General features: G+C 68.7%; 20 protein-coding genes. 12 read left to right on the forward strand and 8 right to left on the reverse strand.

Translation table 11 applies throughout. From position 1 onward, the window contains the following. Positions 1-75 precede the first annotated feature (75 nt). Positions 76-2,079 (forward strand): LTA synthase family protein, encoded by a 2,004-nt coding sequence (locus tag FHW85_RS10995; RefSeq protein WP_246866726.1) that lies wholly within the window; start codon positions 76-78, stop codon positions 2,077-2,079. Between the two features lie 36 nt (positions 2,080-2,115). Here the strand turns inward: FHW85_RS10995 and FHW85_RS11000 are convergent, their stop codons facing one another. Next, positions 2,116-3,318: an SAM-dependent methyltransferase gene (locus tag FHW85_RS11000; RefSeq protein ID WP_168648261.1), complete on the reverse strand. Its 1,203-nt coding sequence runs from the start codon at positions 3,316-3,318 to the stop codon at positions 2,116-2,118. 58 nt (positions 3,319-3,376) lie between these two features. Continuing rightward, positions 3,377-5,527: a TonB-dependent receptor gene (locus tag FHW85_RS11005; protein WP_168648262.1), complete on the reverse strand. Its 2,151-nt coding sequence runs from the start codon at positions 5,525-5,527 to the stop codon at positions 3,377-3,379. Between the two features lie 227 nt (positions 5,528-5,754). Between FHW85_RS11005 and FHW85_RS11010 the strand changes: the two genes are divergently transcribed. Together FHW85_RS11010 and FHW85_RS11015 are read left to right on the forward strand one after the other, a co-directional pair. After that, positions 5,755-6,519, forward strand: a complete 765-nt coding sequence (locus FHW85_RS11010; RefSeq protein ID WP_168648263.1) for a hypothetical protein — start codon at positions 5,755-5,757, stop codon at positions 6,517-6,519. 76 nt (positions 6,520-6,595) lie between these two features. After that, a complete protein-coding gene (locus FHW85_RS11015; protein ID WP_168648264.1) occupies positions 6,596-7,342 on the forward strand; it encodes a pteridine reductase in 747 nt (248 codons plus the stop codon). Between the two features lie 57 nt (positions 7,343-7,399). Here FHW85_RS11015 and FHW85_RS11020 read toward each other — a convergent pair whose 3' ends face one another. From FHW85_RS11020 to tsaD, 4 genes are all read right to left on the reverse strand, one after another. Continuing rightward, entirely contained in the window at positions 7,400-8,248 is an 849-nt protein-coding gene (locus FHW85_RS11020) for a DUF6159 family protein (RefSeq protein ID WP_167253610.1), read from the reverse strand. A 75-nt stretch (positions 8,249-8,323) separates the two neighbouring features. Then, positions 8,324-8,806 (reverse strand): 2-amino-4-hydroxy-6-hydroxymethyldihydropteridine diphosphokinase, encoded by a 483-nt coding sequence (gene folK / locus FHW85_RS11025; RefSeq protein ID WP_168648265.1) that lies wholly within the window; start codon positions 8,804-8,806, stop codon positions 8,324-8,326. Between the two features lie 8 nt (positions 8,807-8,814). Beyond that, positions 8,815-9,174: a dihydroneopterin aldolase gene (gene folB, locus FHW85_RS11030; protein WP_167253606.1), complete on the reverse strand. Its 360-nt coding sequence runs from the start codon at positions 9,172-9,174 to the stop codon at positions 8,815-8,817. 128 nt (positions 9,175-9,302) lie between these two features. Beyond that, the gene (gene tsaD / locus FHW85_RS11035; RefSeq protein WP_343203692.1) at positions 9,303-10,352 is read right to left on the reverse strand and encodes a tRNA (adenosine(37)-N6)-threonylcarbamoyltransferase complex transferase subunit TsaD; all 1,050 of its coding nucleotides are present in this window, start codon (positions 10,350-10,352) and stop codon (positions 9,303-9,305) included. Positions 10,353-10,407: 55 nt separating this feature from the next. Here tsaD and rpsU point away from each other — a divergent pair, with 55 nt between their 5' ends. After that, complete coding sequence (rpsU, locus tag FHW85_RS11040; protein ID WP_014404075.1) at positions 10,408-10,623, forward strand: 30S ribosomal protein S21; 216 nt, start codon at positions 10,408-10,410, stop codon at positions 10,621-10,623. Between the two features lie 199 nt (positions 10,624-10,822). Then, positions 10,823-11,266, forward strand: coding sequence for a GatB/YqeY domain-containing protein (locus tag FHW85_RS11045; protein ID WP_167253604.1), 444 nt, complete (start codon positions 10,823-10,825; stop codon positions 11,264-11,266). A 37-nt stretch (positions 11,267-11,303) separates the two neighbouring features. Here the strand turns inward: FHW85_RS11045 and FHW85_RS11050 are convergent, their stop codons facing one another. Then, a complete protein-coding gene (locus FHW85_RS11050; RefSeq protein ID WP_168648266.1) occupies positions 11,304-11,612 on the reverse strand; it encodes a hypothetical protein in 309 nt (102 codons plus the stop codon). Between the two features lie 150 nt (positions 11,613-11,762). On the opposite strand from FHW85_RS11050, the gene FHW85_RS11055 reads away from it, so the two are divergent. Further along, positions 11,763-11,933, forward strand: a complete 171-nt coding sequence (locus FHW85_RS11055) for a DUF1328 domain-containing protein (RefSeq protein WP_167253600.1) — start codon at positions 11,763-11,765, stop codon at positions 11,931-11,933. Here FHW85_RS11055 and FHW85_RS11060 read toward each other — a convergent pair. Continuing rightward, positions 11,930-12,577 (reverse strand): GNAT family N-acetyltransferase, encoded by a 648-nt coding sequence (locus FHW85_RS11060; RefSeq protein ID WP_168648267.1) that lies wholly within the window; start codon positions 12,575-12,577, stop codon positions 11,930-11,932. The genes FHW85_RS11055 and FHW85_RS11060 overlap by 4 nt on opposite strands. A gap of 76 nt (positions 12,578-12,653) precedes the next feature. Here FHW85_RS11060 and dnaG point away from each other — a divergent pair, with 76 nt between their 5' ends. The 6 genes from dnaG (at position 12,654) to FHW85_RS11090 (ending at position 18,871) form a co-directional block, all read left to right on the forward strand. Beyond that, positions 12,654-14,393 (forward strand): DNA primase, encoded by a 1,740-nt coding sequence (gene dnaG / locus FHW85_RS11065; RefSeq protein ID WP_168648268.1) that lies wholly within the window; start codon positions 12,654-12,656, stop codon positions 14,391-14,393. A gap of 118 nt (positions 14,394-14,511) precedes the next feature. Beyond that, entirely contained in the window at positions 14,512-15,138 is a 627-nt protein-coding gene (locus FHW85_RS11070; protein ID WP_167253594.1) for a DedA family protein, read from the forward strand. A 38-nt stretch (positions 15,139-15,176) separates the two neighbouring features. Then, positions 15,177-15,638: a GNAT family N-acetyltransferase gene (locus tag FHW85_RS11075; RefSeq protein WP_168648269.1), complete on the forward strand. Its 462-nt coding sequence runs from the start codon at positions 15,177-15,179 to the stop codon at positions 15,636-15,638. A gap of 128 nt (positions 15,639-15,766) precedes the next feature. Beyond that, a complete protein-coding gene (locus FHW85_RS11080; RefSeq protein WP_168648270.1) occupies positions 15,767-16,999 on the forward strand; it encodes a serine hydrolase domain-containing protein in 1,233 nt (410 codons plus the stop codon). Between the two features lie 236 nt (positions 17,000-17,235). Beyond that, on the forward strand, positions 17,236-17,931 hold the full coding sequence (locus tag FHW85_RS11085) for an SGNH/GDSL hydrolase family protein (RefSeq protein ID WP_343203699.1): 696 nt from the start codon (positions 17,236-17,238) through the stop codon (positions 17,929-17,931). Positions 17,932-18,040: 109 nt separating this feature from the next. Continuing rightward, on the forward strand, positions 18,041-18,871 hold the full coding sequence (locus tag FHW85_RS11090; RefSeq protein ID WP_168648271.1) for an oxidoreductase: 831 nt from the start codon (positions 18,041-18,043) through the stop codon (positions 18,869-18,871). Positions 18,872-18,956: the final 85 nt, after the last annotated feature.

Consider the following 18,956-nt stretch of genomic DNA (forward strand, 5'->3'; position numbering starts at 1 on the left):
TCCGTTGTATAACGCCCGGGATGCCTGTTGCCGTCCTGCAACGACGGGCCCCCACACGATTTCCGGAGCCGCCCCTTGTCAGCCGCCGATTCCTCCGCTTCGCCCCTGCGCCAGCGTTTCCGCCCCCTGTGGTGGCTGGCCTTCGCCTACGTGGCGATCGGCGCGATCACCCGCGTGGCCCTGCTCGTGATGTCGGGCAAGGGCGTGCCGCACAGCCCGCTGTACTGGGCTTACGCCTTCGGCGTGGGCCTGCTGTACGACCTGATCACCTACATCTACATCGCGTGGCCGATGGTGCTGTTCCTGTGGCTGATGCCGCGGCGCGCCTACGTGTCGCGCACGGGCCAGTGGGCGCTGTATCTGCTGGCGGCGCTGATGCTGTACTGGCTGATGTTCGTGGGCGCGTCGGAACTGGTGTTCTGGAACGAGTTCGGCACGCGCTTCAACTTCATCGCGGTGGATTACCTGGTCTACACCACCGAGGTGATCGGCAATATCCGCGAGTCGTATCCGCTGGGCCGCTGGCTGGGCCTGCTGGCGCTGACCGTGCTGATCGCCCTGCTGGTGAGCCGCCGCGGGCTGCGCACGCGCGACGCCGGCACGCGCTTCTGGCAGCGCGCCAAGGTGGCGCTGGTGTGGCTGGTGCTGACCGTGGTGACCGTGGCCGCCTTCAAGGGCACCTTGAAGGACCGCACCGACAACAACTTCGTCAACGAACTCTCCGGCAACGGCATCTACGAGTTCTTCGCCGCCTTCCGCAGCAGCCACCTGGAATACTCGCGCTTCTACACCACCCTGCCGGACGAGCGCGCCTTCCGCGACGTGCGCACCATGCTGAAGACGCCCGAGGCCACGTTTGTCAGCAACGACCCGCGCGATCTCACCCGCGAGATCCGCCACGAAGGGCCGGAGAAGCGCCTGAACGTGGTGCTGATCAGCATCGAGAGCTTCTCGGCCGACTTCATGCAGACCTTCGGCGACGACCGCGGCATCACGCCGAACCTCGACAAGCTGGTCGACCAGAGCCTGTTCTTCGACAACCTCTACGCCAACGGCACGCGCACCGTGCGCGGCCTGGAGGCGCTGTCGCTGGCCATTCCGCCGACGCCGGGCGATTCGCTGATCAAGGCGCACAACAACGAGGACCTGTTCTCGGTGGCCAACGTGTTCAACGCGCGCGGCTACCAGTCGGACTTCGTCTACGGCGGCTACGGCTACTTCGACAACATGAATTACTTCTTCAACCACAACGGGTATCGGGCGGTCGACCGCAACGACATCAACAAGGACGACCCGATCCACCACGAGAACGTGTGGGGCGTGGCGGACGAAGACCTGTACACCCTGGCGATGCGCCAGATGGACAGCATTCACGCCGAAGGCAAGCCGTTCTTCCTGCACATCATGACCACCTCGAACCACCGCCCCTTCACCGTGCCCGCCGGCCGCGTGAAGGAAAAGAACGGCACGCGCGAGGCGGCGGTGGCCTACACCGACTGGTCGATCGCCGACTTCCTCAAGCGCGCCGCCAGCAAGCCGTATTTCGACGACACCATCTTCGTGATCACCGCGGACCACTGCGCCTCCAGCGCGGGCCGCACCAGCGTGCCGATCAACCGCTATCACATCCCGCTGTGGATCTATGCGCCCAAGCACATCCCGCCGCAGCGCGTGCACCGGCTGATGGCGCAGATCGACATCATGCCCACGGTGCTGGGCATGCTGAATTTCAGCTACCGCAGCCGCTTCTTCGGCTACGACCTGTTCCAGCTGGAACCCGGCCGCGAGCGCGCCTTCCCCGCCACCTACGAGAAGCTGGGCTATCTGCGCGACGACGTGCTGACCGTGCTGGAACCGCAGCGCAAGCTCGAACAGCTTCGCCCGGACTACGACACCGGCGACGGCGTGCCCGTGCAGCCGGTGGACCGCACCAAGGTGGACGAGGCGACGGCTTACTACCAGGTGGCGGCGGAGCTTTATAAGTCGCGCCAGCTGGGCAAGCGGCCCGACGACAACACGCCGGTGAAGCCGCTGCAGGCGGAGCAGGGATCGGCGGGCGCGGCGCCCGTCCTGCATTGACGTACTGCCGTCGCCGGCAGCGGCGACGGCGCTCCCTTACAGCCGGTCGCCCTGATCGGCTTCGAGCATCTGGGCCGGCAGCGGCACCACGTCCATGCCGCGCGCCAGCACCATCGCCTGGAAGCGTTCGCCCATCTGGTCCGGCAAGGTGAGCTTCTTCACCTGCTGGGCCAGGCGGTAGCGCGCCGCTTCGTCCGGTGCGTCGGCATAGGCGTCTTCGAAGGCCTGCTGCAGGCCGGCGGCGATCAGGAACTGCGCCTGCGGCAGGTACGCCGCCACGCCGAAACCGGCCTGGTTGCCGGCTTCGGCCAGCGCGGTGAAATCCACCGAGGCAGTGAGGTCGTTGAGGCCGGGCAGGAACAGCGGATCGGCGTGCGCGTGGTGGCGGTAGTGCGCCATCAATGTGCCGTCGCTGCGGCCGGGCTGGTAGTACTCGCGGCGCACGTAGCCGTAGTCGATAAACAACATGACGCCGGCAGTGAGCGAGCCGGCGATGGCCTGCATCCAGTACGGCAGCTGCGGCAGCACTTCGGAGCGGTAGCCGTCGGCGAAGCTGCTTTCGGTATCGCGCTCCAGATGGCGCACGGCGCCGGAGACCAGCGCGTCGGCGGGACGATCGACGCGCATCAGCCGGCCTTCGCCGTCGAGCGCGACGTATTCCTCGTAGACCTCGCCCGCGCGCAAGGTGAAGCGCGTGGTGGGCAGGGCGTCGATCACTTCGTTGGCGAACAGCGCACCGCGCCATGCTTCTTCCGGCGGGCGGTCCAGCCATTGCACGCGCGCGAACAGTGCCGGCGGCAACACCGCGGCCAGGCGCTCGCGCTGGCGTTCGCGCAGGTCGGCGCTGGGTTCAAGGATCAGATAGCGGCGCGGCAGCTGCGCGTTGGCGTGGAAGGCCAGCAGCGCGGATTCGGCGAAAGCACCGCTGCCGCCGCCGAGTTCCAGCACGTCGGCTTCGTCGCCAAGCAGTTCCAGCACCGGGCCGATGACTTTCGCCACGCAACGCGCGAACAGGTCGCCCAGTTCCGGCGCGGTGATGAAGTCGCCGGCCGCGCCGAACTTGGTGGCGCCGGCGCTGTAGTAGCCCAGGCCCGGCTCGTACAGGCAGCGGCCCATGTATTCGGCGAAGGGCATGGGGCCGTGCGCGGCAATGTGTTCGCGCAGGCGCGCCAGCAGATGGTCGGAGTGGGCGCGCTCGTCGGCGCCGGGTTCGGGAAGGCGGGAAAAGCTGGGATTCATCGCGCAAGGATAGCGCTCGCCGCGCCCTTGCGGGCGCGGCGTTCGTGCATCAAGCCGCTTAGAAGTCCTTCTGCACCGTGGCGTACAGCCCGCGGCGCGGACCGAACTGCGGCGCGCCCACGCCGATGCCGGTGCCGTCGCGCAGCTGGTAGGTGCGGTCCAGCGCGTTGATCACGGCCAGCTGGGTGTGCAGCTTGCCGGTGCTCTGGAACTCGAAGTCATGCGACAGGCTGAGGTTGAGCTGGAAGTAGGCGGGCATCGAGGCGCCGTTCGGCACCGTGCCGTCGCGGCGCAGGCCGCTGCCGAACAGGTAATTGGCGCCGACGCGGGTGGCCGGATCGATGGCGTAGCTCACGCCGCCGGAGGAGGCGATCTTCTGGTCGTGGTCCAGGTGGATGTAATGGTCGGCCACGTAGGCCAGATCGTCCGGCGCGAAGTTGTACTGGCTGGTGATCACCCGCTCGCCCATCGCCTGCGACAGCGCGACGTTGAAGTAGGCCGACCACGGGCCGTTGTCGTAGTCGGCGGTGAATTCCACGCCGCGGATGCGGCCCTTGGCGTAGTTGAAGGTGGAATACACCAGCGCGGCGCCGAACTGGCCTTCGTCCTGCAGGCGGCGCACCTTGCGGTAGTACGCATCCAGGCCCAGGGTCAGCGAGGAACCGATGCGCTGCTGGATGCCGGCGTCGAAATAATCGCTGCGCTCGGCCAGCGGCGTGTTGCTGCCGTTGTCCGGCAGCGCATTGGTGGTGCCGTCGAACTTCTGGATATTGGTGGTGGTGATCGCCTCGGTCGCCGGCGGCGTGAAGTAGCGCGAGTAACCGGCGTGCAGGGTGGTGTCGTCGCTGGCCTGGTAGACCGCGCCCAGGCGCGGGCTCAGCTGGCTTTCGGTGCGGAAGGCCTTGTACACGTCGCCGCGCAGGCCGTAGTTCACGGTGAGCTTTTCGCCGATGCTCCATTCGTCCTGCACGTAGCCGGACCAGGTCTTGGCGGTGAGGCGGTTGCCGTCGAGGATATTGATCGGCGTAGTGCTGGACTGGTTGCCGTCGGCATCGACCGGGAACACCCAGGCGCTGGTGCTGCTGGGCGCGCGCTCGAAGCTGCCGTACACGCCGTAGCGCAGCGTGTGGGCATCGCCCAGCGGGGTGGCGAAATCCGCCTGCAGGGTGCTGGCGCGGTTGCTGCGGTTGATGCCGGAAGCGACGCCGTTGAACATCAGGTCGCCGATCATGTCCGGCGTGAACGTCAGGCTGGAATAGCGCTGGCCGACCGACACCTGGTAGTCGGTGGCGCCGAGCTTGCCCTGCAGGGCGAGCACGCCGAAGCGGGTGTTTTCGCGCTGCTGTTCGTTGAGCTTGGCCGAATCGAAATCGGTGACGTCCAGATAGCCGAAGGTCGGCGTCTGGCCCGGGTTGTTCGGGATCTGGAAGCGGCTGTTGGCCATGCCGAACAGGAAGCTCAGGCGGGTCTGGTTGTCGATCAGGTACGAGATGTCGCCGAACGCCTTCACCTGGTTGGTGTGGTCGTGGATCGGCTTGCGGCTCGGCGTGGGGTTTTCGATGCCGACGTCGCTTTCCAGATAGTTGGCGGTGAGGAAGTAGCTCCAGCGGTCGGTGCTGCCCCACAACGAGGCATTCGGATTGAGCGTGCCGAACGAGCCGCCGGTGATGCCGACGCTGCCGCCATTGCCCAGGTCGTGGCCGCTCTTGGTGCTGATGTCGACCACCGCGGCGGTGCGCAGGCCGTACTGCGCGGGCAGCGCGCCGTCGAGCAGCTTCACGTTCTTGATGGTGCGGGTGTCGAGGGTCTGGCCGAAGCCGGAGATCGATTCGGGAATGATCACGCCGTCGATGCGGTATTGCAGGTTGGCGTGGTCGCCGCGCACGTGCAGGCCGCCGTAGGAGTCCTGCACCACGCCCGGCGCCTGCAGCAGCACCTGGTTCACCGGCGTGCTGTCGCCCAGCGGCAGCTGCGCGATGGCCTTCTGGTCGATCACGTACTGGCTGCTGCCGGTATCCGGCGACAGCGCGTTGCGCGAGATATCCAGCGCGGCGCTCACGTCGATCGCCCCCAGCTGCTGCACCTTGGCCGGCGGCTTGTTGCGTGCGCCGCTGTTGGTGTCCGTGCCGGTGGTATCGGTGTCGGCGGCCTGGGCGGCGGCGGCGAACAAGGCGGCGGCAAGGCTGAGGGCGAGCAGGGTGTGCTTCATCGGTCACTCGGGGAGTAGGTGGAGGGCGGCTGCGTTTCGATACGTTATAACGTTGCCAGTCCTACCTTTCATTTACCTGCCCCGAAAGTCATGCTTTCGAGCGCAATATCTTGCGGGAACAATCGGTTGCGGCTGCACCGGCCGATAACGGCGCAGCATTCGCAACGGCTTCATCGACAACGCCTAGACTCCACCCGCGACCAGGCACCCCAGTCCCCGAGGCCCGCATGAGCGACGACCGCAAGCAACTCCCCGCCGTGATCACCGCGGAAGACCACAGCCGCGTGACCCGCGCGATCCTCGACTTCGTCAGCGACATCCCGGGCAGCAAGGTCGACCCCAGCGGCGAGCCGGAGACCGAGGCACGCCGCATCGCCAACCGCGCCGCGCAGCGCGCCGCGCTCACCGCCGGCTCGCTGGCGCTGCCGCCGGGACCGCTGGGCTGGCTTACCGTGCTGCCGGAGCTGATCGCGATCTGGAAGATCCAGGCGCAGATGGTCAGCGACATCGCCGCCGCCTACGGCCGCCACGCGGAACTGGGCCGCGAACAGATGCTGTGGTGCCTGTTCCGCCACACCGCCGCGCAGGCGTTCCGCGACCTGGTGGTGCGCATGGGCGACCGCCTGCTGTTCCGCCGCATGTCGTACGCGGTGGCCGAGCGCGTGGCCAAGCGCGTCGGCGTGAAGATCACCCAGCGCACGGTAGGCAAGGGCCTGTCGCGCTGGCTGCCGGTGGTGGGTGCGCTCGGCGTCGGCGCTTACGCGTATTACGACACGGGACAAGTAGCGAGCACCGCCATCTCGATGTTCGGCGGAGATTTCGACTTCGAAGGCGGCGGCGAAGACGCGCGCCTCGCCGCTGCCGCCGAACGCCAACCCGGCGCCGTGCGCCGCGCCCGCAATGCGGTGGTGGAGAAAACCGCGACCGGCGCCGCGCGCGTGATGGCGCGCGTGACGCGCTCGCGCAGCGACAAGCACCATCCGCCGAAATAGAAAACGTCGCGGCGCGGGATGACCTCCCGCACGCTTTCCGGCAAGCTGCCGGCTGTTTCGCCCGCAGGAGCCGCGCATGCCGCCACGTCAGGAACGCCCCGTCGCCTTGATCACCGGCGGCGTCAAGCGCGTCGGCGCGGAGATTGCGCGCACGCTGCATGCGGCGGGCTACGACCTCGTCCTGCATTTCCGCAGCTCGGTCAACGAAGCCGTCGCGCTTGCGGCCGAACTGGAACACCAGCGCGCGGGCAGCACGCTGGCCATCCAGGGCGAACTGGCGGACCTCGACGGCCTGCCCGCGATGATCAAACAGGCGCTGCAGCACTACGGCCGCCTCGACGCCCTGGTCAACAACGCCTCCGCCTTCTTTCCCACCCCGGTCGGCAGCGCCACCACCGCGCAATGGAACGAACTGTTCGCCTCCAACGCGCAGGCTCCGTTCTTCCTCGCCCAGGCCGCCACCCCGGCGCTACGCGAAACGCATGGCGCCATCGTCAACCTGATCGACGTCTACGCCGAACGCCCGCTCGCCAACCACCCCATCTATTGCATGGCCAAAGCCGCGCTCGCCGCGATGACGCGCTCGCTGGCGCTGGATCTGGCCCCCGACATCCGCGTCAACGGCATCGCCCCCGGCGCGGTGATGTGGCCCAGCGACGGCAAGCCCTACGACGACCAGCAGGCCATGCTCGCGCGCACGCCGCTACGGCGCGCCGGTTCGCCGCAGGACGTGGCCGGCGCCGTGCTGTGGCTGCTGCGCGACGCGCCCTTCGTCACCGGCCAGGTCATCCGCATCGACGGCGGCCGCTCGCTGTCGATCTGATGCCATGAAAAAGGGCGGCATCGCTGCCGCCCTTCCGGATACGCACTGGCGCGCGCATCAGCTCTTGGTGCGGAACGCCTGCTCCAGCAGCGCCTGGTCGAAACCGCCGCCGACCTTGCCCTCTTCGGCGTACTGGTACAGCGCCGCCGAATAGATGCCCTGCAGCGAAGCCTGCACCAGCGCCAGCACGATCAGGCTCACCACCGCCACCGCGATGGCCGCCACGATCAGCGGCAGCGACTCCGTCGTCAGCGCACCGACCACCAGGGCGCCCATGACCACGATCAACACGAAGCTCAGCAACCCGAACACCACGCCGATCCCGGCGTTGCCGATCAGGTTTTCGCCCCAGGTGCGCTTGAGCAGCTCCACGCTGCGCTTCACCGCTTCCATCGGACCGATCTCCTCGCTGGCCAGCACCGGCACCACCAGGAAGGTGGCCACCGTCCAGGCCAGGCCGAGCAGGCCGGCCACGATGCGGCCGACGAAACCCAGCCGCTCCTGCAGCGCGCGCAGGAACAGGCCCACCGTGGCGGCGATCAGCGCATAGCCGAAGATCGCGCCGACGCGCGACTTGGCGATGGCGAAACCGGCCGCCAGGCTGGTCTCTTCGCCGCGCAGGCGCTGCAGCGCCGCGCCGGCGAGCGCGGTGTTGAAGAAGATGATCACGAAGTACTGCACCAGGTAGAACGCGAACGTCGCCACGTACCAGCCGAGCGGCAGCTTGTCGCGGCTCACGTGCTCCATGCCCGCCGCCGCAATGGCAATGGGGATGATGAAGCTTGCCGCCACCAGCAGGCAGCACAATCCCGACAGCAGCGGGAACATCATCAACGCCTTGTCCGAACGCAGCACCGCCGCGCTCGCCTTCATCAGATTCCAACTGCGCGCAAACTTGCCTGCCATATCCCCTACCTCGTCCCTTGGTGAAAGTTGCGCCGCGATTTCTAGCATCTGCGCCGGAAACGCGACAGTGCGTCCTTACAGCGGCTCGACCGTCAGCGGCTCGCTCGCCGCGGGAAAAGCCGCCCACAGCTCGGCCATGCTTCGCCCGTCGACAGGGTGGCGCAAGCCTGGCGCGATGTCGGCGATCGGCCGCAGCACGAAGGCGTGCTTGAGTTCCTTGCGCGGAATGTCCAGGTGCCCTTCGCCCTGCCGCACCAGGTCGCCGTACAGCACGATATCCACGTCCAGCGTGCGGTCGGAATAGCGCGGCACGTCGCGGCGGCGCCCGTGGCGGTCTTCCAGCGCGTGCAGCCAGTCGTTGAGCGCTTCCGGCGCCAGCTCGGTATCCAGGCCCACCGCCAGGTTGACGAAGTCCGGCCCGTCGAAACCCACCGCCTTGCTGCGGTAGGCCGGCGACACCTCGATGGCGCCGAAGCGCGCGCGCAGTTCGTCCAGTGCGGCGCGCAGATACCGCCGCGGCTGCTGGTTGGAACCCAGGCTCAGGTAAACGCGTGCCATGCCGCCGCTCAGCCCGGACGCACGCCGCGCTCGATGCGCACGCCCACCGAACGGGCGCCGCGCACCGCGCCGGGCTTGGACAGCTTCAGCCGCACCCAGGCCACGCCGAATTCCTCGCGCACGATCGCCGCGCAGCGCTCGGCCAGCGTCTCGACCAGGCCGAAGCTGGAGGTTTCCACGTATTCGATCAGGCGCTTGGACACGTCCTTGTAGTTGAGCGTGTCGGCGATGTCGTCGCTGGCCGCGGGCCGGGTGTTGTCGAAGGCCATTTCCAGGTCGAACGACAGCGTCTGCCGCACGCGGCGCTCCCAGTCGTAGATGCCGATGACGGTGTCGATGCGCAGGTCTTCGATGAAAACGATGTCCATGGCTCTTTGGGCGGGAACAGGGAATAGAGAGTAGGGAATAGGAAAAGCGTAGCGCTTCGTCTCGTCGCGCGCCGCTTTTCCTATTCCCTATTGACGATTCCCTATTCCCTGGCGCGCATCACGCGCGCCTAAACTGCCGGCAGGGTTTCCAGGTCCCAGCGCGGGAAGACCTGCACGCTTTCGTCCTGCTGCTGGCCGGCGGCGAGGCGGATCGCGCCGGCCAGGGCGATCATCGCGCCGTTGTCGGTACAGAAGGCCAGGCGCGGGAAATACACGCGGAAACCTTCCTTGGCGCCGGCCTCGGCCAGCTCCGCGCGCAGGCGCTTGTTGGCGCCCACGCCGCCGGCGATCACCAGCCGTCGGGCGCCGGCGGCCTGCAGGGCGCGGCGGCACTTGATCGCCAGGGTGTCGACGATGGCTTCCTCGAAGGCGCGGGCGATGTCGGCGCGGGTCTGCTCGGACTGGTCCGACTGCTGCCACGCCAGCAGCACCTGGGTCTTCAGGCCCGAGAAGCTGAAATCCAGCCCGGGCCGGTCGGTCATCGGCCGCGAGAAGCGGAACACGCCCGCCCGCCCCTGCTGGGCCAGCGCGGCCAGCGCCGGGCCGCCGGGATACGGCAGGCCCATCAGCTTGGCGGTCTTGTCGAAGGCTTCGCCGGCGGCGTCGTCCAGGGTGTCGCCCAGGATCTTGTAGCGGCCGATGCCCTGCACTTCCACCAGCATGGAATGCCCGCCCGAGACCAGCAGGGCCACGAACGGCGGCTCCGGCGGGTCCTCCTCCAGCAGCGGGGCCAGCAGGTGGCCTTCCATGTGGTGCACGCCGATGGCCGGCACGCCCAGCGCCCAGGCCATGGCCCGGGCGGCGGAGGCGCCCACCAGCAGGGCCCCGACCAGGCCGGGGCCGGCGGTATAGGCCACCCCGCCCACGTCCTGCGGGGTCAGGCCGGCCTCGGCCAGGGCCTCGCGCACCAGCGGCAGCAGCTTGCGCACGTGGTCGCGGCTGGCCAGTTCCGGCACCACGCCGCCGTAGTCGGCATGCAGCTTGATCTGGCTGTACAGGGCATGGGACAGCAGGCCGCGGCCCGGCGCGGCGGGCTCCCAGCGCAGCAGGGCCACCCCGGTCTCGTCGCAGGACGTCTCGATGCCCAGCACGGGCTTTGAAAATTGCTTCGTGTCCACGCTATACTTCGCGGCTCGCCCGATCAGACGGGCAAGTTTACCACTCGGAGTTTCCATGCCCAGCGTAAAAGTCCGCGAGAACGAGCCGTTCGAGCTTGCCCTGCGTCGCTTCAAGCGTACTTGTGAAAAGGCCGGCGTCCTGGCCGAGACCCGCAAGCGCGAGTTCTACGAAAAGCCGACCCAGGAGCGTAAGCGCAAGCGCGCCGCCGCGGTGAAGCGTCACCTGCGCCGTCTCTCGCGCGACACCTCGCGTCGCACGCGCCTGTACTGAGGCTGCCGTCCGCCCTTCGGCGGACGCAAAGGTCGAGGCCTGGCGCCAGCGGCGCCGCCTGCCACCTTTCATGCCACGGCAGCCGGCGCGAGCATCCGCAGCCGCTGCCTTATCGCTCCAGCATCGGCCGGCGTTGCCTCAGGCAACGCCGGCTTTATGCGTTTCCTTCACGCCAACAGCCCCCTCCCCGGAGAGTGACATGTCCCTCAGGCAACAGCTCCAAGAAGACATGAAGAACGCCATGCGCGGCGGCGACAAGGCCCGCCTCGCCGTGATCCGCCTGATCCTGGCCTCGATCAAGCAGCGCGAAGTGGACGAGCGCATCGAGCTGGACGACGTGCAGACCCTGGCCGTGCTGGAAAAGATGCTCAAGCAGCGCCGCGATTCGATCACCCAGTTCGACGCCGCCCAGCGCCAGGACCTGGCCGACGCCGAGCGCGCCGAAGTCGCCGTGATCGAGACCTACCTGCCGGCCAAGCTCAGCGAAGCGGAGATCGACGAGCTGATCACCGCCGCCATCGCCAGCACCGGCGCCAGCTCCGCCCGCGACATGGGCAAGGTGGTCACCGCGGTGAAGCAGCAGTCCGCCGGCCGCGCCGACATGGCCGTGGTCTCGGCCCGCGTGAAGGCCCGCCTCGCCTGAGGCCCGCCTCACCTGAGGCCTGCCTCACTTAAGGCCCCTAGTGGCCCAGGCCGCCCGCCGTACGCAGCCAGAACAGCAGCAGCACCAGCGCGATTACGGCCACCACCATCACCCATGCGTGGTGGCGGCGCTGGCTGCTCACCTGCTCCCAGCGCTCGCGGTCCAGGAAATAGCGCCCCTCGCCCGGGCAGCGCAGCACGCCGCGCTCCACCAGCTGGTACCAGGCAATGCCCGGGGTCAGTTTCAGCTCCTCGGCGCCGCGCGCCGATTCCGTACTCGTCGCGCCCGCTTCCTCGAAGCGCCGCACGATCGCGCGCTGCGCGCGCAACATCATCGCCGTCAACATGGCGTTATCTCCGAACTAAACCGTTTCCAACGCGGCGTTAAAGCCGCGTCGCGGCATGACGCCGCCCACGCATTATCCAGCCAAGTCCTTCACGCCGGCACGGCCACCCTCGCGGATGCCGCTGCCGCGGCCTACGAGAAGGAGAGACGCATGCTCAAGTGGGCCATCATCTTCGCCATCGTTTCGCTGGTCACCGGCTGGCTGGGTTTCTACTCGGTCTCCGGCATCACCGGTACCATCGCCAAGGTCCTGTTCGCGATCTTCGTGATCCTGTTCCTGATCGCGCTGCTGGCCGTGGTCGGCATCTTCCACATCGCCTAGTTCCCCATCACCTGGCCCCACCGCTCCATGCGCCGATGCGGGGGCACCTGTCCCCGCGCATCGGCCAGGGCGGAGGGCCGCTCCCCGGTCACCGCAAAGCCGCAGCGCTCGTACAGCGCCTGCGCGCGCGGATTGGTTACCGCCACATCCAGCGCCAGCGGCATGCGCCCCGAAGCGGCAGCCTGCGCGGCCAGATGCTCGATCAGCGCCGCGCCGATGCCGCGCCCGCGCAGGGCGGGCTCCACGCCCAGGTGGGCCAGGTAATGCATCCGCCCCGACGGCGGCCTGATCACCCCCTCCACCCGCAGGCCGCGCGCGATCACCCCGCCCGCATGCCGCCAGCCGAAGAAAGCCAGGATCTGCCGCGCCGCCGCCAAGGTGAACGCCCACTGCGCCGACGCCCCGTAGCCGGCGCCGACCGCCACCACCCGCCCGTGCAACTCCCCCACGCAGTGGTTGCGCCAGCCGAATTCGCCGGCGCCGTCGACAAAGGCGTGGCGCAGGAAGGCCTGCGCATCGCTGCGTCCCGGCACCGCGAACACGTATTCGAACGCCCCCGGCCCCGAACTGTGGATCAGCGGCACCGCCGCCGCCACATCCCCCGCCGCCGCCGGCCTGAAACGCACCTGTGCACTTGCCGCCATGCCCGCCTCCCCCGACGATGGACCACCAGCATAAGCCGGCCCCGCCCCTTGACCGCACCCGTACACTAGAGAGCTTATGCGCGGCCGTATCCCCGACACCTTCATCGACGAACTGCTCTCCCGCGTCGACATCGTCGACGTGATCGAGCGGCGCGTGCCGTTGAAGAAGGCCGGGCGCGAATGGACCGCCTGCTGCCCGTTCCACAACGAGCGCTCGCCCTCGTTCTACGTCAGCCCGGCCAAGCAGTTCTTCCACTGCTTCGGCTGCGGCGCGCACGGCAGCGCGATCAAGTTCCTGATGGACTACGACCGCCTGGAATTCCCCGATGCGGTGGAGGAACTGGCGCAGTCGGTCGGCCTGAAAGTGCCTTTCGAAGGCGGCCGCGACAACGCCCCGCGCGAAGACAAGTCCGACCTCTACAGCCTGCTCGACAGCGCCGCCCGCTGGTACGAAGGCCAGCTGCCGCACAGCCCCGAGGCGCAGGCCTACTGCAAGAAGCGCGGCCTCGACGCCGACACCATCGCGCGCTTCCGCATCGGCTGGGCGCCGGCCGGTTTCGACGGCGTGCTGAAGGCGCTGGGCACCGATGCCAAGCGCATGCAGCTGCTCAACGACGCCGGCATGGTCGCCAGCAACGAGCGCGGCAACAAATACGACCGTTTCCGCGAACGCCTGATGTTCCCCATCCTCGACCGCCGCGGCCGCGTGATCGCCTTCGGCGGCCGGGTGCTGCAGTCCGAGCAGGGGCCGAAATACCTCAACTCGCCCGAGACCGCGCTGTTCCACAAGGGCCGCGAGCTGTTCGCGCTGTGGCAGGTAAAGCAGGCCAACAGCAACCTGGCGCGCATCGTGGTGGTCGAGGGCTATATGGACGTGATCGCCATGCACCAGGCTGGCCTGCCGATCGCGGTGGCCACCCTGGGCACGGCCACCACGCCGGACCACACCGAAGTGCTGTTCCGCGCCGCGCCCGACGTGGTGTTCTGCTTCGACGGCGACCGCGCTGGCCGCGCCGCTGCCTGGAAGGCCCTGGAAGCCGCGCTGCCGCGCCTGCGCGACGGCCGCCAGGCGTATTTCCTGTTCCTGCCCGACGGCGAAGACCCGGATACGTTGATTCGCAAGGAAGGCAAGCAGGGCTTCGAGCAGCGCCTGAAGAACGCCACCCCGCTGTCGGAATATTTCTTCGGCGAACTGGCCCACGAAGTGGACATCGGCAGCCTCGACGGCCGCGCCCGCCTGGCCGAGCGCGCCCGCCCGCTGATCGCCCGCCTGCCCGACGGCGCCTTCCGCGACCTGATGGCGCAGGACCTGGAACGCCGCACCGGCGCCCGCGCCGTGCTGCAGGCCGATGCCGCGCCGCGCCGCGCCGCGCAGCGACCGGTGGCGGTGCAGCGCAGCCTGGTGCGCAGCGCCATCGCGCTGCTGCTGACCCAGCCGGGCATGGCCGACGAGGTCGTGCGGCCGTACGGTTTCCTGCGCCTGGACAAGCCCGGCATCGAGCTGCTCGCCGAACTGATCGACCTGTGCCGCGCGCGCCCTGGCATCAACCCGGTGGTGCTGGTGGAGCACTTCGCCGAGCGCCCGGAGTATCCCGCACTGCAAAAACTGATGGCCGCCACCGTGGTCGGCGAGCCCGAGCTGCAACGCGTGGAGTTCTTCGACGCGCTGCAGCGCATGGAACACCAGGCCACCGAGCAGCGCCGCGAATTCCTCATCGCGCGCAGCCGCGAAGGCACGCTCGACGGCGCGGAGAAAGCGGAGCTGCGCGAGCTGCTGGCCTTGCGCGTGGCCCCACCTCCCGCCACATCCAACTGAAGCGCCATGCGGTTATGCTCCCCCGCTTCGCCCCCGCCGGCCGGCGCCCATGGAATGGCTCGCCTGTGGGATCATCGCCCCTCGCTTTCCGCCGGGGCTCGACCAGGCAAGGACGTCGATGGATCTGCTTGAACGACTCGTCACGCTGTTCGCCGAGAACGGCTACGCCGCCGTCTTCATCGCACTGCTGCTGTGCGGTGCCGGCGCGCCGTTGCCGGAGGACATCACCCTGGTCGCCGGCGGCGTCATCACGGGCCTGGGCTACGGCAACGTGCACATCATGTTCGCGGTGTCGATGGTCGGCGTGCTGCTGGGCGACGCGGGCATGTTCCTGCTCGGCCATCATTACGGCGCACGCATCCTGCAATGGCGCGTGGTGGCGCGCGTGCTCACGCCGGAGCGCTACGCCAAGGTGCAGGAAAAATTCGAGCGCTACGGCAACCGCCTGATGTTCATCGCGCGCTTCCTGCCCGGCATGCGCACCGCGGTGTACATCACCGCCGGCACCACCCACCGCGTGTCGTTCATGCGCTTCTTCCTGCTGGACGGCCTGGCCGCGCTGATCAGCGTGCCGATCTGGGTCTACCTGGGCTATTTCGGCGCCAACAACCACGAGTGGCTGGTGATGTGGATCCGCCGCGGCCAGAGCAGCCTGTGGGCGCTGGGCGGCATCGTCCTGGCGGTGGTGCTGGTGCTGTGGTGGCGGCACCGCCGCCGCGTGGCGCGCGAGAGCGCCGGCCCCTGAAGACACCGGCGAGCGCAGCGGCCGCCTGAGGATCCTTCGTGCCCCACCCCGTCATCGTCCGCCCCATCCGCCGCAGCGACCTCGCCGCCTGGACCCCGCTGTGGGACGGCTACAACGCCTTCTACGGCCGCTCCGGCCCCACCGCGCTGCCGGAGGAAATCACCCGCACCACCTGGGAACGCTTCTTCGACGAGGGCGAACCGGTGCATGCGCTGGTGGCCGAAAGCGGCGGCGCGCTGCTGGGGCTGGCGCATTACCTGTTCCACCGCAACACCACCGCGATCGGCCTGAACTGCTATCTGCAGGATCTGTTCACCGCCGAGGCCGCCCGCGGCCGCGGCGTGGGCAAGGCGCTGATCGAGGCCGTTTACGCGCAGGCCCGCCAGGCCGGCTCGCCGCGGGTGTACTGGCATACCCACCACACCAACGCCACGGCCATGCGGCTGTACGACCAGGTGGCCGAGCACTCCGGCTTCGTGGTCTACCGCAAGCTGTTCTGAGCGGACCCAGCCAGGCGCCTGCCTCGGCTTTCGTGCTGCGCCGCACGAAAATTGCCCCATCCGGGTCCCCGCCCCGGCTAAAATGCGTGACCCAGGAGCCCCATTGCTTCAGGACGAACAGGGAACCCATGCACCTCGACACCACGCCGCCGACCCTGCCGGGTCGCAGCGCGGGCCATGCCTTGGCCCGCTTCTCCGCCTGCGCGCTCGCCGCCGCGCTGAGCCTGGCCGCCGGCCTGCCCGCGCGGGCGCTGCCGCGCACGGCCGCCGCCACCACGCCGTCCACCCTGCAGAAGGCGCTGGACGAACTGCAGGCGAAGTCCACGCTGCCGGGCTATTGCGTGGCCGTCGTCGACCGCGCCGGCGTGCGCTACGCCAAGGGCTTCGGCTATGCGGACCTGGCCAGCAAGCGCCCGTATACGCCGGACACCGTGCAGCCCGTGGCCTCGATCGCCAAGCCGGTGCTGGCGGTGGCGCTGATGCAGCAGGTGCAGATCGGCGCGCTGTCGCTGGATACCGACGTAAGCCGCCAGCTGCCGTTCGACGTGCACAACCCGCACTACGCCTCCAGCGCCATCACCCTGCGCCAGCTCGCCACGCACAGCTCCGGCATCGTCGACCGCGAGCCGTTCTACACGCAGAGCTACGGCAAGGGCACGCCCGCCTCGTTCGACACGCGCAGCCTGCTCAAGGCCTATCTCGAGCCGATGGGCGCCAGCTACAACGAGGCCAACTTCGCCAGGACCGCGCCCGGCAGCACCTACCGCTACAGCAACCTCGGCTCGGCCGTGGTCGCGCTGGCGGTGGAATACAAGGCCGGCAGCCCGTACCGCATGGTCACGCGCGAACGCATCTTCCAGAAGCTCGGCATGAACGCCACCGGCTGGACGCCGTCCGACACGCAGGGCCCGCAGGCCACGCTGTACGACAAGAACAAGAAGCCGCTGGCGCCGTACAGCTTCCCGTCCTACGCGGCCAGCGGCCTGTACTCCTCGTGCAACGACGTGGGCAAGTTCCTGGCCGAGATGATCAGCGGCTACGGCGGCCGCGCCGGGCTGCTGTCGGCAGCCTCGTACAAGACCATGTTCGGCCCCGCCTGGCCGAAGGGCGAGCAGCCCAAGGGCGTGCGCGCGGGCGATGGCCTGGACCAGGGCCTGTTCTGGCAGCGCACCGCCGGCGGCGAGCTGGGCCATAACGGCGGCGATGCCGGCGTCACGGTGCAGATGTCGTTCAACCCCACCACCGGCACCGGCCGCGTGCTGATCACCAATATCAGCGACGGCGACCGCGCCGACGTGGCGCGCGAGCTGGCCAACCTGTGGCAGGTGCTGGGCAAGTTCGAGCAGAACCCCGACCCCTGAAAGCGTGCGCGCGCCGCTCGCATCGGCGTGGTGAACCGGCTACAAGGGACGTTCCCGTCGTTCGGACGTCCAAACGGAACCACGCCGTGCCAGCCTTCCGTATCCGTACCCTGCTGCTCGCTCTTGTCCTGATCGCGCCCATCGCCTCGGCCCAGGACCACGCCTCGCCCGATCAATCCAGGACCGATCAACCCAGGCTCGATCAACCCAGGCCCGATCAATCAAGGCCCGAAGCGATCGACCCGCTCTACACCGCCGCGCCATCCTCGCTCGCACCCGACGACATCGCCTCGCTGCAGCAGCGCCTGGCCGACTGGCCGCAGCTCGCGCGCTACCGCGAAGCCAATGCGCACCTCGAAGCGCCCAGGCCCGGCGAGCGGCGCGTGGTGTTCTACGGCGACTCCATCACCGACAACTGGGGCCGCCAGCAGGACACCGCGTTCTTTCCCGGCAAGCCCTACGTGAACCGCGGCATCGCCGGCCAGACCACGCCGCAGATGCTGGTGCGCTTCCGCCAGGACGTGATCGACCTCAAGCCCGCGGCCGTGCTGATCCTGGCCGGCACCAACGACATCGCCGGCAACAGCGGCGTGAGCACGCCGGAGATGATCGAGGACAACCTGCGCTCGATGGCGGAGCTGGCGCGCGCCCACCATATCCGCGTGATCCTCGCTTCCATTCTTCCCGTCAGCGACTACCCGTGGCGCCGCGGCCTGCAGCCGGCGGACAAGGTGCGCGCGCTGAATGCGTGGATCAAGCAGTACGCCGCGGCCAACGGCGCCGTGTATCTGGACTACTACAGCGCCATGGCCAACCAGGATGGCGGCCTCGACGCGGAACTGGCCGGCGACGGCGTGCATCCCACGCCCGCCGGCTATGCGCGCATGGCGCCGCTGGCGGAAAAAGCGATCGAGCGCGCGCTGTCGCACTGACGCGCGCTTCACGTGCCACAAGGCATCCCGACAACTCGCGCGGCGATCCGCTAGCATCGCCGCTCCGGAACGCGGAGTGCGTTCCTTGACCGTGATTACGGGGGCTTCCATGGCAGGCAAAGTCTGGTTCATCACCGGCGCATCGAGCGGTTTCGGCGATGCCTTCGCGCGCTACGCGCTGGGCCGCGGCGACAGCGTCGTCGCCACCGCGCGCGACACCGCGCGCCTGGCCCCGCTGGTAAAGCTGGCGCCGGACCGCGTGCTGGCGCAGCGCCTGGACGTGGCCCAGCCGGACGAGGCCGACCCCGCGATCATGGCCGGCGTCGAGCGCTTCGGCCGCCTGGATATCGTGATCAACAACGCCGGCTACAGCGTGGTCGGCGCGGTGGAGGAAACCCCCGACGCCGAACTGCGCGCGCTGATGGACACCAATTTCTTCGGCGCCGCCGGCGTGATCCGCGCCGCGCTGCCGCTGCTGCGCGCGCAGCGCAGCGGCGCCATCGTCAATATCACCAGCCTGGGCGGACAGCTTTCGTTCGCCGGCTTCAGCGCCTACTCCGCCAGCAAGTTCGCGCTGGAAGGCCTGTCCGAGGCACTGGCCGGCGAAGTGGCGCCGTTCGGCATCAAGGTGCTGATCGTGGAACCCGGGCAATTCCGCACCAACCTGGCTGGCGGCGGCATGCGCTACATGCCGGAACTGCCGGCCTATGCCGACACCGTGGGCGCCACGCGCCAGTTCGCGCACGGCATGCACCAGACCCAGGAAGGCGACCCGCTCAAGGCCGCCGCCGCGATCGCCAAGGCGCTGGAAGCCGACGACACCCCGCTGCGCCTGGCGCTGGGACGCGATGCGGTCGATGCGATCCGCGGGCATGCGCAGAAGATGCTGGTGGATATCGATACGTGGGAAGCGGTGTCGGTCGATACGCGCATCGATTGAGCGCACGGCCAACACGTAGGTTGGGGTGAGCGCAGCGAACCCCAACGAGACGGACAGCACGATCGCCAACGCGAGAACGTCCCCG

Origin of the sequence: Dyella sp. SG609 (genome assembly GCF_012275375.1) — a bacterium.
Taxonomy (GTDB): Bacteria; Pseudomonadota; Gammaproteobacteria; order Xanthomonadales; family Rhodanobacteraceae; genus Dyella_D; species Dyella_D marensis.

What these genes read in the sequence shown, in the direction of transcription:
- FHW85_RS11015 (WP_168648264.1), top strand. Translation starts at nt 6,596, where the DNA reads ATGCCGCCACGTCAGGAACGCCCCGTCGCCTTGATCACCGGCGGCGTC.
- dnaG (WP_168648268.1), top strand. Translation starts at nt 12,654, where the DNA reads ATGCGCGGCCGTATCCCCGACACCTTCATCGACGAACTGCTCTCCCGC.
- FHW85_RS11060 (WP_168648267.1), bottom strand. Translation starts at nt 12,577, where the DNA reads ATGGCGGCAAGTGCACAGGTGCGTTTCAGGCCGGCGGCGGCGGGGGAT.
- FHW85_RS11070 (WP_167253594.1), top strand. Translation starts at nt 14,512, where the DNA reads ATGGATCTGCTTGAACGACTCGTCACGCTGTTCGCCGAGAACGGCTAC.
- FHW85_RS11005 (WP_168648262.1), bottom strand. Translation starts at nt 5,527, where the DNA reads ATGAAGCACACCCTGCTCGCCCTCAGCCTTGCCGCCGCCTTGTTCGCC.
- rpsU (WP_014404075.1), top strand. Translation starts at nt 10,408, where the DNA reads ATGCCCAGCGTAAAAGTCCGCGAGAACGAGCCGTTCGAGCTTGCCCTG.
- FHW85_RS11045 (WP_167253604.1), top strand. Translation starts at nt 10,823, where the DNA reads ATGTCCCTCAGGCAACAGCTCCAAGAAGACATGAAGAACGCCATGCGC.
- FHW85_RS11090 (WP_168648271.1), top strand. Translation starts at nt 18,041, where the DNA reads ATGGCAGGCAAAGTCTGGTTCATCACCGGCGCATCGAGCGGTTTCGGC.
- FHW85_RS11000 (WP_168648261.1), bottom strand. Translation starts at nt 3,318, where the DNA reads ATGAATCCCAGCTTTTCCCGCCTTCCCGAACCCGGCGCCGACGAGCGC.
- FHW85_RS11020 (WP_167253610.1), bottom strand. Translation starts at nt 8,248, where the DNA reads ATGGCAGGCAAGTTTGCGCGCAGTTGGAATCTGATGAAGGCGAGCGCG.
- FHW85_RS11050 (WP_168648266.1), bottom strand. Translation starts at nt 11,612, where the DNA reads ATGTTGACGGCGATGATGTTGCGCGCGCAGCGCGCGATCGTGCGGCGC.
- folB (WP_167253606.1), bottom strand. Translation starts at nt 9,174, where the DNA reads ATGGACATCGTTTTCATCGAAGACCTGCGCATCGACACCGTCATCGGC.
- FHW85_RS11055 (WP_167253600.1), top strand. Translation starts at nt 11,763, where the DNA reads ATGCTCAAGTGGGCCATCATCTTCGCCATCGTTTCGCTGGTCACCGGC.
- FHW85_RS11080 (WP_168648270.1), top strand. Translation starts at nt 15,767, where the DNA reads ATGCACCTCGACACCACGCCGCCGACCCTGCCGGGTCGCAGCGCGGGC.
- folK (WP_168648265.1), bottom strand. Translation starts at nt 8,806, where the DNA reads ATGGCACGCGTTTACCTGAGCCTGGGTTCCAACCAGCAGCCGCGGCGG.
- FHW85_RS11010 (WP_168648263.1), top strand. Translation starts at nt 5,755, where the DNA reads ATGAGCGACGACCGCAAGCAACTCCCCGCCGTGATCACCGCGGAAGAC.